Origin of the sequence: Mucilaginibacter sp. OK283, assembly GCF_900110415.1 — a bacterium.
In the GTDB taxonomy this organism is placed as follows: domain Bacteria; phylum Bacteroidota; class Bacteroidia; order Sphingobacteriales; family Sphingobacteriaceae; genus Mucilaginibacter.
The window spans coordinates 1,067,918-1,082,272 of record NZ_FODR01000001.1 but is presented as its reverse complement, the minus strand read 5'-3'; the positions used below and the strand labels follow the sequence as shown (position 1 = coordinate 1,082,272).

At 42.1% G+C, this 14,355-nt stretch carries 13 protein-coding genes; all 13 read right to left on the bottom strand.

From position 1 onward, the window contains the following. Positions 1 to 129: 129 nt before the first annotated feature. Positions 130 to 714, bottom strand: a complete 585-nt coding sequence (gene ruvA / locus BMX56_RS04650; protein WP_090641422.1) for a Holliday junction branch migration protein RuvA — start codon at positions 712 to 714, stop codon at positions 130 to 132. Between the two features lie 34 nt (positions 715 to 748). Further along, positions 749 to 3,025, bottom strand: a complete 2,277-nt coding sequence (locus BMX56_RS04645; protein WP_090641419.1) for an NADP-dependent malic enzyme — start codon at positions 3,023 to 3,025, stop codon at positions 749 to 751. A 118-nt stretch (positions 3,026 to 3,143) separates the two neighbouring features. Next, entirely contained in the window at positions 3,144 to 4,430 is a 1,287-nt protein-coding gene (locus BMX56_RS04640; RefSeq protein ID WP_177183709.1) for a lytic transglycosylase domain-containing protein, read from the bottom strand. Between the two features lie 64 nt (positions 4,431 to 4,494). Beyond that, the gene (gene gatA / locus BMX56_RS04635; RefSeq protein WP_090641413.1) at positions 4,495 to 5,919 is read right to left on the bottom strand and encodes an Asp-tRNA(Asn)/Glu-tRNA(Gln) amidotransferase subunit GatA; all 1,425 of its coding nucleotides are present in this window, start codon (positions 5,917 to 5,919) and stop codon (positions 4,495 to 4,497) included. 98 nt (positions 5,920 to 6,017) lie between these two features. Beyond that, positions 6,018 to 6,191: a Sec-independent protein translocase subunit TatA/TatB gene (locus BMX56_RS04630; protein WP_090641406.1), complete on the bottom strand. Its 174-nt coding sequence runs from the start codon at positions 6,189 to 6,191 to the stop codon at positions 6,018 to 6,020. Positions 6,192 to 6,268: 77 nt separating this feature from the next. Beyond that, entirely contained in the window at positions 6,269 to 6,694 is a 426-nt protein-coding gene (locus BMX56_RS04625) for a Sec-independent protein translocase subunit TatA/TatB (RefSeq protein ID WP_090641402.1), read from the bottom strand. 201 nt (positions 6,695 to 6,895) lie between these two features. Beyond that, positions 6,896 to 8,179: a murein hydrolase activator EnvC family protein gene (locus BMX56_RS04620; protein ID WP_090641398.1), complete on the bottom strand. Its 1,284-nt coding sequence runs from the start codon at positions 8,177 to 8,179 to the stop codon at positions 6,896 to 6,898. A 16-nt stretch (positions 8,180 to 8,195) separates the two neighbouring features. Next, a complete protein-coding gene (locus BMX56_RS04615; RefSeq protein ID WP_090641395.1) occupies positions 8,196 to 8,984 on the bottom strand; it encodes a lipoprotein insertase outer membrane protein LolB1 in 789 nt (262 codons plus the stop codon). Beyond that, the gene (locus tag BMX56_RS04610; RefSeq protein ID WP_177183708.1) at positions 8,962 to 10,635 is read right to left on the bottom strand and encodes a tetratricopeptide repeat protein; all 1,674 of its coding nucleotides are present in this window, start codon (positions 10,633 to 10,635) and stop codon (positions 8,962 to 8,964) included. The genes BMX56_RS04615 and BMX56_RS04610 overlap by 23 nt, the downstream gene beginning before the upstream one ends. A 172-nt stretch (positions 10,636 to 10,807) precedes the next feature. After that, positions 10,808 to 11,242 (bottom strand): dUTP diphosphatase, encoded by a 435-nt coding sequence (dut, locus tag BMX56_RS04605; RefSeq protein WP_090641389.1) that lies wholly within the window; start codon positions 11,240 to 11,242, stop codon positions 10,808 to 10,810. Further along, on the bottom strand, positions 11,242 to 12,744 hold the full coding sequence (locus BMX56_RS04600) for an oligosaccharide flippase family protein (RefSeq protein WP_090641386.1): 1,503 nt from the start codon (positions 12,742 to 12,744) through the stop codon (positions 11,242 to 11,244). Before BMX56_RS04600 ends, dut begins: the two co-directional genes overlap by 1 nt. Before the next feature lie 38 nt (positions 12,745 to 12,782). After that, complete coding sequence (locus BMX56_RS04595) at positions 12,783 to 13,061, bottom strand: acylphosphatase (protein ID WP_090641718.1); 279 nt, start codon at positions 13,059 to 13,061, stop codon at positions 12,783 to 12,785. 78 nt (positions 13,062 to 13,139) lie between these two features. Further along, the gene (locus tag BMX56_RS04590) at positions 13,140 to 14,306 is read right to left on the bottom strand and encodes an amidohydrolase family protein (RefSeq protein WP_090641383.1); all 1,167 of its coding nucleotides are present in this window, start codon (positions 14,304 to 14,306) and stop codon (positions 13,140 to 13,142) included. Positions 14,307 to 14,355 lie beyond the last annotated feature (49 nt).

Below are 14,355 nucleotides of genomic sequence, written 5' to 3'. Positions count from 1 at the left end.
GTCCTTATTTTCGGTATCTGCTGCGCATAAGCGCCGTTAAGCACACCGAAAGTGAGAATTACCAATACACTTATAATAATATTATAAGTAAATATTCTAATCAAAAGTCAAGTCGAAATTTATACGTAATTATAAGGTTTTTAAAGCGAATTTAATAAGTTGTTCAACAGTTAAATCGCCGCTATTTTTATTCATTTCCTGTTCCAAAACCTTTTCGGCAGTATTGCGTGCAAAGCCAAGCATTACCAATGCAGTAAGTGCTTCATCTTTAGCGGTTTTATTTACCGGCACTACAGTTAAGGTGTCAGGCCCTTCTTTACGTAGCTTATCCTGGAGTTCTAAAATGATTCTTTGTGCTGATTTAGGTCCGATCCCTTTTATCCGTTGGATAAGCGAAACATTACCGCTCACTATGGCTGCCTGGATCTCGGCAGGTGTTATAGACGACAACATCATACGGCCTGTATTTGGCCCGATGCCAGATATCGAAATCAGGTGCATAAACAAGCGGCGCTCACCATCATCGGCAAAGCCGTACAGGGTGAGCGCATCTTCTTTTACATGTTGCCATATGTATAGCTTACAGCTTTCATCGGCGCCAAGCCTTGAATATGTATTTACCGATATATTAATGTGATAACCTACACCGCCGGCATCAATAACAACATGCGATGGGTTTTTAGAAACCAGTTTACCACTAATATAATCGTACATAAATATTATTTTATTCTTTAGTTTATCAAAAAAGCTATTGGTTGGCTGCCTTAACCTGCGCGGTAATTACGGCAATAGTAACCATGTTCACAATTTCGCGGACTGAACTACCTAACTGCAATACGTGAACCGGCTTTTTTAAGCCTAACAATATAGGCCCAACTGCCTCGGCACCGCCTATTTCCTGCAGTAATTTGTAAGCGATGTTGCCCGATTCAAGGTTAGGAAATATCAACGTATTGGCCGGCTTTCCGTTTAATGTCGAGAAAGGAAAATTATCGGCCAGCAAATCGGAGTTTAGGGCAAAGTTTGCCTGCATATCGCCATCAACAACCATATCAGGATATTTTTCGTGCAGTATCCTTACCGTCTCCCTTGTTTTTTCGGGGATTACGCCCTCGTTCGATCCGAAGTTGGAATAAGATAATAAAGCAACCCTGGGGGTAATGTTAAAGCGTTTTACCGACCGTTCTATCAATACGGTAATATCTACCAGTTCCTGCACTGTTGGGTTCACGTTTACTGTAGTATCACCAAAAAACACAGGGCCTTTGGGTGTTATCATCATGTACATACCCGCCACGCGGTTTACGCCCTCTTCGGTACCAATAATCTGCAATGCCGGTTTTACGGTACTTACGTAATCTTTTGTAAGACCCGAGATAAGTGCATCGGCACGGCCAAACTGCACCATGCTGGCACCATAATAATTACGGTCGACCATAAGTTTTTTGGCCTCGTACATAGTGATGCCGCGGCGCTGGCGTTTATTGTATAAATAATTAACGTATTCATCCATGTTTTCGCAGCCCTCGCGCGGGTCGATGATCTGTACATCGCCCAGGTCAAGCTCGTTTTCGCGCATGATCCGTTTTATCTTTTCTATGTTACCCAACAGTATCGGGGTAGCAATACCTTCATCCTTTACTATCTGGGCCGATCTTAGGATCTTATAATTATCTGCCTCGGCAAATACTACTCTTTTAGGGCTCTGCTTGGCCTTATTGGTAAGGTTGCGCAGTAGTTTGTCGTTGTTACCCAAACGCGACCTAAGCTCTTCTGCATAGGCATCCCAATCGGTAATAGCCTTGCGGGCCACACCTGAATCAATAGCTGCTTTGGCAACCGCCATAGATACTTCAGTTATCAACCTCTGATCCATCGGTTTTGGGATGATGTAATCCCTTCCAAATTTAAGGTTGGTGATATTGTAAGCCAGGTTTACGGCTTCGGGAACCGGCTTTTTAGCCATTTCGGCAATAGCGTGGGTAGCGGCTATCTTCATCTCCTCGTTAATAGCGGTAGCCCTTACGTCAAGCGCGCCACGGAAAATGTACGGGAAACCCAACACGTTATTTACCTGGTTAGGATAATCGGATCGGCCGGTTGCCATAATAATATCTTCGCGGGCGGCAGTTGCCAAATCATAATCAATCTCAGGAACGGGGTTAGCCATTGCAAAAACCACCGGCTTTTTAGCCATCGATTTGAGCATTGCCGGGGTAACCACATTACCGGCAGACAGGCCAACAAATACGTCGGCATCTTTCATGGCATCCGATAATGTTTTCACATCGGTACGGGTGGTGGCAAATTCCATCCTGATATCATCCAGATCGGTACGGTGCTGGTCGAGCACGCCGTTGATATCAAACATTACCAGGTTTTCTTTTTTAACCCCTATAGAAAGGTACATTTTTGAACAGGACACCGCGGCGGCACCTGCACCATTAACTACCAGTTTTATTTTATCCAGTTTTTTACCCTGAATTTCGCACGCGTTCATCAAAGCAGCGGCCGATATAATAGCCGTACCGTGCTGGTCATCATGCATTACAGGGATGTTCATCTCGGCTTTAAGCCTGCGCTCTATCTCAAAACATGTTGGTGCCGAAATATCTTCCAGGTTTACACCGCCAAATGTAGGCTCAAGCGCTTTTACTATCGCCACAAACTCATCTACGCTTTTGGCATTCACCTCCAGGTCAAACACGTCAATATCAGCGTAAATTTTAAACAGCAGGCCCTTGCCCTCCATGACAGGTTTACTGGCCTCGGGACCAATATTGCCCAGGCCTAACACGGCTGTACCGTTACTGATAACGGCTACGAGGTTGCCTTTAGCAGTATATTTATATACGTCATCAACATTTTCGGCTATGCGCAAGCAGGGTTCGGCAACACCAGGCGAGTAGGCCATGGTTAAATCTCGTTGCGAATTGGTAGGCTTGGTGGGCACTACCTGTATCTTACCAGGGCGGCCCATGGAGTGGTAATTCAGCGCGTCCTGTTTACGGTTGTTCTTGTTCATCTTCTCAAAATTCAAGCGCTCAAAATTACAATTCTTTTTATGGTAACCTGAAATAAAAAAGCCCGGTTTTGAAACATGTCAAAATCGGGCTATGCTTTTACCGGATATTATCCTGCGGTTACAACGTAGGTTTTATATCGGCAGATACACTTGCCGAAATATCGCCGCCGGCAGCTACTCTTATTGTTTTGCCAACGGGAGCGCGGTTACTTTCCAGGTTGTTCCATAATTTAAGATCACGTACCTCGCAGCCAAACAAGTCGGCTATACCAGCCAAAGTCTCCCCTTTTTTTACTTTATGATAGGTAGTTATCTTACGATCAGACTTAGGCAGGTCCACATAAGCAGGATGGGCCGCAGGAGCCGCTACTGCATAAACCGGGGTAGGTTTGGCAAACTCCATAGGGGCCACCGCATCGCCGGCACTGTTCAGCACATTATATAAAGCAGTAAAGTTTTCTTTTGAGGTTTGCGGCAGGATAAGCCTGCGTGGAGTTTTTGGCGTACCATTTACAATTAACCTGCGATAGGCTGGGTTAAGAATGGTTATTTCGCCGATGCCCACATTTAAAGCCCGGGCAACATTACCCAACGACACAAACTTTTTAACCATAACGGTATCCGTCTTTAACGAAAAGTTGCATGCCTGAGCTATAATGTTGTGCTTGCCAAAATAATTCATCACATAATTCATGGCTATAAAAGCAGGTACATAACCACGGGTTTCGGCGGGTAAGTATTGGCGTATAGCCCAAAAATCGCTGCCGCCACCGGCCTTTTCCATAGCATGCTCCACATTGCTTTTGCCGCAATTATATGATGCTATAGCCAAAAGCCAGTCTCCAAACTCCTGGTAGGCATCTTTTAAATAGGCTGCTGCAGCATAGCTTGCTTGTATCGGATCGCGGCGTTCGTCAACATACTCGTTCATGTTAAGGCCATAAATTTTCGCGGTGGTGCCCATAAACTGCCACAAACCCGTTGCACCTACCCTTGATACCGCATTAGGATCAAGTTTAGATTCAACAATCGATAAAAATTTTATTTCATCGGGGATGCCGGCATCATGAAAAGCTTTCTCATAAATTGGGAAATAGTACCTGGCCAAACCGGCAACCTGGCCCATTTCATCGCGGTTGTGCATGTAAAGGTCGATGTAGCTTTGTACATATTCATTATAATCAAGCTGGATATCTTTTTTGACCGAATCAAGCCGGCGCTTATAAACGTTACCTTGCGCGCCTATAGGCAGCGGGTGGTTTATAATCGGCAAAATGGTGGTATCGGCATTAATTTCGCCATGAAAAGCAGCAAAATGGTTGCTTTGCTTTACAGACGGGAGGGCAATGGCTTGAATGATTTGTAACAGCGACAGGCAGATGGTAAGCGTAAATAATCTCTTCATTAGTGGGATTTGATTAAGTAATGATGCTTCCTGCATCGGTTAATTTTACTAAAATATGGCTTTTTTATAGCTTTAAGAAATATTCAGCAAAATCTAACAGTTGTTGTTCGTTAAAATGTTTTGTTAATAATTGTAATCCTAACGGCAAACCCTGGCTATTATTGCCGGTTGGCAACGATATGGCGGGTACCCCGGTTAAAGATGCTTGTACGGTAAAAATGTCATAAAGATACGTTACCACGGGATCTTTTTCTTCGGCACCTATCGGGAAGGCCGGTTCGGGCGCGGTTGGAATAAGTATAAAGTCGTATTCGTTCAGTATCTCGTTGGTTTTTTCCCTAATTAACCTACGTACTTTTTGGGCTTTGGCGTAGTACGCGTCATAGTACCCGGCACTAAGTACAAAGGTACCCAGCATAATGCGGCGCTTAACCTCCTTGCCAAAACCTTCGGAACGCGAACGTTTATAAGTTGATTGCAAATCATCGGCAGCCGGGCTTCGGTACCCGTAATGCACGCCATCAAAACGCGCCAGGTTTGACGAAGCTTCGGCCGTTGCCAATATATAGTAAGTAGGTACCAGGTAATCCAATTGTTCAAACGCGATGGGTTTTACCGTATGGCCTTCGGCGCGTAATTTTTCAATGTATTGTACCAGGACATCCTTAACCTCGGCATCAACGCCTGGGCTTGACAAGGCTTCCTGTAAATAAGCTATCTTTTTCTTTGCTGGTTTTTCAGTATCAACGGTTATTGGCGATACCTTTTGCTGGATCAGCGTATTATCGTAATCATCCGGACCGGCCATTACTTCGTACAACAGGGCGGTGTCTTCAACCGAGCGGGTAATTGGGCCAACCTGGTCAAAGGACGAGGCATAGGCAATAATGCCGTGCCTGGAGATGCGACCGTAAGTAGGTTTAAAGCCTATCACCCCACAAAACGCAGCCGGCTGCCTAACAGAGCCTCCGGTATCAGTACCGATGGCCGCATGGCACATATTGGCCTGTACAGCAACCGCCGAACCACCTGATGAACCACCCGATACCCGTTTTTCATCTGCGTAGTTTTTTACCGGTCCGTAAAATGAATTTTCATTGGAGCCTCCCATAGCAAACTCGTCGCAATTACAACGGCCTATAATTACGGCATCTTCGGCAAGCAGGCGTTCAACTATAGTTGATGAATATATGGACGTAAAACCTTTAAGGATTTTTGACGAGGCGGTTACCTGATGTCCTTTGTAGCAAATATTGTCTTTTATGGCTATCACCATACCGGCCAGTTTACCGGCTGTTCCGTTTTTTATCCGTTCATCAACTTTTTTTGCATTGATAAGCGCTTCTTTTTCAAACACTTCATTAAAAGCGTTTAAATGGGCGTTCTTTTTAATTTCGCCCAAATAGTTTTTTACCAAGCCCTGAACAGTAATTTCCGCACGCAGCAACCCGCTCTTTATCTCGGTTAAAGAGGAATAAAATTTAGCCATGGGGCTAAAATAAAAAACTTATCCGTTGAAATAACAAATTAATTCAACAGATAAGTTTATATCGTAAATAAGGTATTAAAAAACAGCGGTCTAAAGTATTAAACTTTAGGTTTCTCTTCTGTAGAAGATGTGCTGCCTTCGTTGTTCTGCGCGTCTTTAAATTCTTTAACGCCTTTTCCTAAACCTCTCATTAGTTCGGGTATTTTTTTACCGCCAAATAATAAAAGAATTGCCAAGATGATAAGAATAATTTCTGGTGCCCCTAAACCCATGATTTTAAGTTTTATATAAGTTAATATTATTATTAATGATAGAATGTCCTTTTTATTAAACTGCCGAAGCAGCTTTTTTAGTGTTTGTTAAGGTCGATTTTTGATTCAGTAACCGGTTCCTGATCGGTACCTACGTGAAACTCGGCTGCAGGGATTGTATTTGGAACTTTATTTTCGGCAATCACCGGGTTGGGATGATGCTCTACGCTTTCGGCAACCGGCGTTTCGTCAACAGAGTGTTCTTCAATAAGTGGCGTTACATGCTCTTCAATTACCGGCTCAACAGTTTTAGTAGCCTCCGGTTTTTCCTGAAAATTATTGATCTGGTTATTGATTTCGCGTTTAACATCCTCGGATGCATCTTTAAAATCGCGCAGGCCTTTGCCCAGCGTACGCGCCATACCCGGAAGCTTTTCGCCACCAAATAGCATTAATGCTGCAAAAAGTATCAGTACCATCTCGCCCGTACCAATATTTAAAAATAAAAAAACTGTACTTAGCATTGCATTTTTTTTAAGGTTACAAATATAAACAATTAATATCTTTATAATTAAGAATCAAGAGTTAAGAGTCAGGAATTAAGATAACAGCAAAAAAGTTTTATATTAAATTACTGCCTTGTAAGCTGTTTCTTCAGCTAAGCTGAGCATAAGTTAGCCTATTATTGTTTCCTGTCTTAATTCTTGATTTTTTTTGATTCACAACTAATTAGGCGCCAGCCAAAACTTAGGATTCTGCGCATCTTTAGCCTTATATATATCAAAGTTAACTTCAGTTTCGCCCGTTGAAGGGTCGGTGGCAACAACACCTAAATTTTGTTTGGTGGTTACTTTTTGCCCGCGCGCCACCGTAACCGAGCGTAGGTTTCCATACACTGTAAAGTACTCTCCGTGCTTTATCATTACCAGGTAGGTACCGCTCACATCAACTACCCTAATCACTTCCCCCTCAAATACTGCTCTTACAGCACTGCCGGCATTCGTGCGGATGTCTACCCCTGTATTTTCGCTCCTGATACCTTCAGAAGTATAAGTTCCAAATCCCTGGGTTATTATACCGTTGGCTACCGGCCATGGCAAACGGCCTTTGTTGCCCAAAAAGTCGTTAGATAGCCTTGCCGCTTCGGGGGTAGCGTTCAAATACCCGGAACTTGTTTTGGCAACCGCCTTTGGAGCTACCGGGGCCGGCTTATTTTCGGCCTTGGCTTTCGCGGCGGCTAACCTTGCTGCTTCCCGCGCTTCGGCTTCTGCCTTGCGCTGTGCTTCTTCTATCTCCCGGCGGATAGCATTGGCAATCTCGCGGTTTGTTTTAGCAAGTTTGTTTTGAACCTCCTTTTGTTGCTGCTTTAACAGCCCCTCATGTTGAGATAGGTCTTTAACTACTTTAACCTGATCGTTTTTCTGCGCACCCAGGGTTTTCTTTTCTTTTTCCTGGTCTTGAAGCAAATTGCTTTTTTCCTGCTTGGTTTTATCAAGTTCGTTTATTTTTACATGCAGTTCTTTTTGCGTTCCCTGTATGTAACCGGCCTGGCGCTCACGGTAGGCGCCAAACTGCTGTAAATATTTTAGCCGTTTATAAGCCTGGTTAAAATCTTTTGATGCAAAAATAAACATCAGCTTATTGTAAGCACTTTGGTTACGGTAGGCAAAAAGTATCATTCCCGCGTATTCCTTTTTTAACTGATCCAGCTGGCTTTGTAAGCTATGTACAGTATTATTGCTTTCGGATATCTGGCTATCCAAATTTCTTACTTCGGAGTTAATGTTGCTTATTTTTTCCTCTCTCAGGCTTATCTGCGCCTTTAGCAAGCTTAATTGCTTTAATGTCGCCCTTTTGTTATTTGACGTTTCCTGGTAATCCTTATTCAATTGGTCAAGTTCTTCTGATAATTTATCGCGCCTGCGCTTTAGTTCGGCACTGCTTTGTGCATGTGCATCGACAGCGATTAGTACTGCTATAAAAAAGAGAATTGCTTTTAAAAATTTCATCAAACAAAAATAGGAATTATTTGGCCGGCTCATATCTATCCGGAATACTAAATGGATACTCCTGTTGCTGGTCAAAATCGACCCTGGTATAATGCAGGTTTACATGGATGTTTTTATCTTTTACTGTTGATGCTATATCTATCTGCGATGGCAGGATACGGTTATTGGCCTGTATAAAAGTATTATTGGCTACCTGTAATGATTGCCCTTCGCTTTGGCTGTTCAAGTTGGTTTGCGTTACTTTATTATCGGCCCCAACTATCAATTTGTAAAGCAAATCATCAAGGGTACCGCTTAGCGTAGTGTTGCCGTTCACGGTTGTAAAATCGGCATTTTCGGTAAGCAGTTCAGGAATAGCATTACCTATCAGTAATGATTCAAGTGTTTTATAATTCACCTGCTTGCTGGCATATGCGTAAACATAGCTAAATGGCTTTTTGAGGTAAACACCTTCCAGCCTGTTTATCAGCAATATACTATCGGGCGTAATCACCGCTCGTGCAACCTCTACACCCAATATCGCCGTAATAGATACCCAGATTTTTTTTCCTTTATTGATGCGGATATTGAGTGTAACATCATTACTGTTGCCGTTAATATCCAGGTTAGTTTTGGCCTTGCCCGAAAATGTATTAAAGTTTACCTGCTGCGCTTTTATAGCTGCCAGTTTTGTGTTTATTTTATTATCGGGCGTAGCAACAACATCGGCTTTGCGGGCTACCATAACCTGCTTGCGTGCTTTACAACTTACTATGGCAAGCAAACCGCAAACTATCAGCAACCTATTCAAAATATTTTTTTTCATTTATCTTTCGATCTAAAACCGGCGATTGCTCACCGTAGCCTTTGGCCTTTTTCCAGTTATCTACTGCTTCATCTGCTTTACCAAGGTAAAACAAAATATCGCCGTAATGTTCATACTTAACTGCACTTTTATCTTTATCGTGCGTTAGCGCCTTCTCCATCCACACTTTGGCATCGGGATATTTTTTCTGCATAAACAGTATCCATGCATAAGTATCTTCAAATGATGCCGTGTTTGGTTGCAGCTGTGTTGATCTTGCCGACATTTGGGCCGCCTTATCCAGCTGTTCATTTCTTAACGATAAATAATAAGCATAATTGTTTAAGGTATATGCATTATCGGGATTAATGGCCAGGGCCTTATCATAAGCATCATCCGAACTTTTGTTGTTCTTCAGGTCGTGATAACAATCTCCTAATAACGAAAAGCTTAGCGAAAGTAGTTCCTTATCCTGAATTTCTAATGAAGTTGCATTTTTAACATAACCCAACGCTTTATTAAAATCTTTTTTTTGCGCCCAGGCCACGCCTACCAAATAATTCATCCAGGCCTGGTTCGGGAACAGCGAAAGGGCGTTCTCCCCGTCTTTAACAGCACCATCCAAATCATTCATACTTAGCTCAATACGCACTAATTGCTCATGTACCTGGTATACCTGCCCATCCAGTTCTATCGATTTTCTGTAGGCGTCTTTTCCTTCCTTCAATTTATCGCTCTGTAGCAGCATATCGCCATACATGGCAAAAGCTTTACTATCCCTGGCATGCGTAATTGTGAGTATACGACTTAACTCAAGTGCGCTGGCTTTGGCATTCGGATCTGGAAATTTGGGGTAATAACCGGTTATGATTCTTATTTTTTGATCGATACTGACCTCGGGTATGGCAAACGCCTGGGTAAGTTCTTTATAGCTTGCATCATTATTCTTTTTTTCCCGGTAAATATCTGCAAGCGCCAGGTGCACCATGCCGTTACCCTGATCAATTTTTTCGGCCTGCAGCAAAACTTTTAACGCCTTATCGCCAAAGCCGTTTGAGTTATATATCTCTGAAAGTAACAGGTAATAACGAATTTGACCTGGATTATTGGCTATCGCTTTTTCAACATCGGCTGCGGCCTGGTCAACCTTACCTTGTTTAAGGTATATTTTTTGACGGCTGCCTAACAGGTCGTCATTGGGACCGGTAATTTGCTCTAACTGATCGTAAACTTTTAACGCATCATCATATCTTTTTAAAATAACTAATGCATTGGCTTTATCAAAATAATACTCGGGCTTGCTTGGATTAAGGCGAATAAGCTGGTTAAACACGTTCTCCAATTTATTGATGTTGTTACTTTTTTCATAACTATCGGCAAGTGCGCTCCAGTACCATTCGTTATTAGGTTTTACGGCAACGGCACGTTCAAGTAATGGTTGTGCACCGGTATAATCGTTTTGTATTTTTTTAAGATTGGCCAGTTCATACAGTGAGGCATCATTCGCCGGATCGGCCTGAATCACGCGCTCAAACAACTCTGATGCATGCTTCAAGTTTTCTACCGTTTTCTCTCGCAAAGCCGAGAAAAACAGCTGCCTGATTTCGCTGCTATCGAGGCCCCCCATTTGTTTTGATGCAGCAGTGGTTTGGGCAATGAGGTGAAGAGGCAAGAAGCAAGAACCAAGAATCAAGACAACTGCAATTTGCAAGTGCCATGTCCTGTTTATTGTATTCCTATATCCCAAACCCTTGTCCTTCATATTCAAATTTACACTAAATTGCTCATTTCGCCTGCTCACCTATTCTCAAAAAGTATTGATTCCTGACTCCAATCTCTTGGTTCTATTTTACCGCTGTGTGCCCAAAACCGCCTTCGCCCCTGGTGGTATCATTCAATAATTCTACCTGAGTCCAACTTACGGTTTCGTGTTTGGCAACTACCATCTGGGCTATCCTGTCGCCATGGTTAATCTCAAATGACTCTGCGCCCAAATTAATGAGCAGTACTTTTATTTCGCCCCGGTAATCGGCATCAATAGTGCCCGGCGAATTAACAATACTTATACCATGCTTAAACGCCAAACCACTACGTGGCCGTATCTGCGCTTCAAATCCTACCGGTAATTCGATATACAAACCAGTTGGCACCAGTTTGCGCTCCATTGGGTTCAACCGAATGGATTGTTCCAGGTTGGCCCGTAAGTCCATACCCGCGGCGTGGGCGGTTTCGTAGGCAGGCAAGCTGTTGCTTGATTTGTTGATTATGCGTATGTTCATTATCTTTTTAAAATAGCTAAAAGCGGTTTACGTTCAAAATAAAAAGCTGTGCCCGCAAACAAAAGGACTAAAGCGTTGCCTACAAATATATTTCGTTTAAATATAGTGAACGATATGTACACCAGTATTATTGACGCTACAATGTAAGCCAGATTTTTTTTGATATTATACGGGATTGGGTAATTTTTTTGTCCCCAGATGTATGATAATATCATCATGGTAGTATATGCAGCAAACGAAATCCAGGCAGAGGCTATATAACTGTATTTGGGTATAAGCAATACATTTAAAACAATGGTTAAAATTGCTCCTATACCAGAAATGTACAGACCATACTTAGTTTGATCGGATAGCTTATACCATACCGAAAGATTCATATAAATACCCAGACTGACATACCCGAACACCAAAGGTGGTACCACCTTTAAACCAGTCCAATATAAATCAGTTTGCGTTTTATCGTGCCCCTTAACAAAGTACTTAAGGATTTCGATATTGGCCACCAGGGCTACAAATATTATACACACAGTAATTACAAAGTAATCCATAATGCGGGCGTAGGTTTGCCCCGCATTTTTATTCTTAGCATGACTAAAAAAGAATGGCTCGGCCCCCAATCGGAACGCCTGTACAAAAATGCTCAGGAATAAGGATATCTTGGCACAAGCAGCGTAAATGCCAACCTCGCGTACGCTGATGTGCTGGGGCAGCAACTTGCCCAAAAGTATTTTATCTAAATTTTCATTAATCAGGAAAGATAAATTGGCTATAAGCACAGGCCAGCTATATTTAAACATTTCGGCAAACATCTTCCTGTCAAAATCGAGACTAAGTCTTAAAAACTCGGGCAACAGCATCAGTAATGAAAAAATACTGGCTATAAGGTTAGATACGAAAACATACCCTACCCAACCCGGCACATACCACGTATGTATCCAAGCCGCACCAACAAGATTATGACTAAGCCAAAACGGCAGCACATAAATAAAAAGAAGATTAAAACCGATAAAAATGATAATGTTCAAAAACTTAATAGCTCCGTACCGGCCAGGACGGCCATCAGCTCGTAATTTGGCAAACGGTACCGTGCCCCAGGCATCTAATACCAATATGGCTATGAAGATTTTTATAAAAATTAAAAAATCATCGTGACTGGTAAGCTCACCAACTTTAATAAAGCCAGTTATAAAATTTAAAAAAGGAAGAGTAATTAATAAAAAGAGCAGTGTAACTGCAAAAATGGCTATAAAGGAATTATTGTAAACCCGTTTTTTATTTTCGGGATACTTATTCAGATACCTGAAAAAAGTTGTCTCCATCCCGAAAGACAATACCGCGTTTAAGATAGAAACCCAGCCAAACATAGTTGTTAATATGCCGTAAACACCGGCGGCATAGGCGTGAGTATAAATCGGGGTGAGGAAAAAACTAAGCACTCGCCCGGCAATGGTGCTTAAGCCATAAACGGCGGTTTGCCCTGCAAATTTTTTAGCGGTTGACAATGTTGATGTTCAGTGTAATTAATCTGCTTCCGTTACAATTACGGGCGCCTTTTTACAACCTCAAAATTACGATAGTTTTTTAATTCGCCCTCATGGGTTTCAACAGAAGTTACTTCGCCATACTCGGGGCCTTCATTGCACCAATCCATAAACATGCCCATCGCAAAATCGTCGCCCTCGGCTTCAATGTATACGTCGCCATTTGGTTCGTTCAAAATAAAGCCCTTTACACCCAACTGATCGGCCGTTGCCTTCGTTGATTTACGAAAGGAAACGCCCTGCACTTTACCTTTAACTGTTATATTGAGATGTTTCATCATTTTGATTTGAGAATTTGAAGATTTGAAAATGATTTGCAAAGTTCTTTATTTTCAAATTCTCAAATCTTCAAATTCTCAAATTAATTTCTTCACTTTCGCTTCCGGTGTTATCTTCAAACCATCAAGGCCGGTTATTAAGTTAAGGCCGGGTGTTTTGCCAACTTGCAACGAGCCTTTTTCATCGTCGATTCCTAAAAACTCAGCCCCGTTAAGAGTGCCCCATTTTATTAATCTTTCGGTACTTAAAGCCGGGAATTTTTTTTGAATAGCGCGCATTTCGCTTAATATACATAAGCTATCATTGGATGCCAGGCTATCGGTGCCCAGGGTAATATTAAAACCCTGGTCAACAAAAAGTTCAATTTTAGGCAGTTTGCCTTCAATATATACATTGGCATTGGGGCAAAAGCAAAAATTAACTTTTCGGTCAAAACGTTTAATAAAATAGATATCCTTTAAATTGGTACAGGTATTATGCACCAACAGCACCTTTTGCTTATTGCTAAGCAGCGGAATAATTGATTGCACAGAGTTGCGGGCCTGAGGCTTAAAAAAACTGATATCGAGGCCAAAATGCTGGTACAGGTCCAAAAAGCCGCCGAGCTTATAACGATAAAACTTATTTTCGTCTTCGCACTCCTGGTTATGGATACTGATAAGATTGTGCCCTTCTTCGCTGTGTTTCCTTACCAGCTTAAACAGCTCTTTGGATACAGAGTATGGCGCATGTGGCGTTATAGAAGCTGATAGTGGCTTAAACTCATTAAGCAAGGCCATAGCTTTATCGAAAACATCTGCGGCATTTTGCGGTAAAAAGCCAAAGGTTTCTACAAAAGTGTGGTAATAAAGTTTGCTTTTAGCTTTTGTGGCTAAGCTTAAATTGGTATTTGAAATATCGCCAACAGCAACAATGCCATTGTTATACATTTCCTGATCGGCCTTTTCAATGGCATCTGTCACCAACTGCTCGTCGGAATTCCTGAAAGCCTGAACATCTTTTATAAAAGAAACCAGCCCACCGCCGGTTTTAATTTTGGCTTTTAGATGTGAAAGTTCAAGGTGGCAATGGGTGTTTACAAATCCGGGGCAAATAATACCGCTAACATTTTCTATCGGGCCGCCTGGCGGGTTGTTTGAATCGGTAACCGAAATTATTTTACCAAAATCATCAACGGTAACAATTCCATTCTTAATAGGATCGGCATAAACTGGGAAAATGTAATCGGCTCTAAAACTTTTCATTCATCTGTAAAACTTGGTATCTGTCTAAAAAAGTTTTTCCAAAATATGC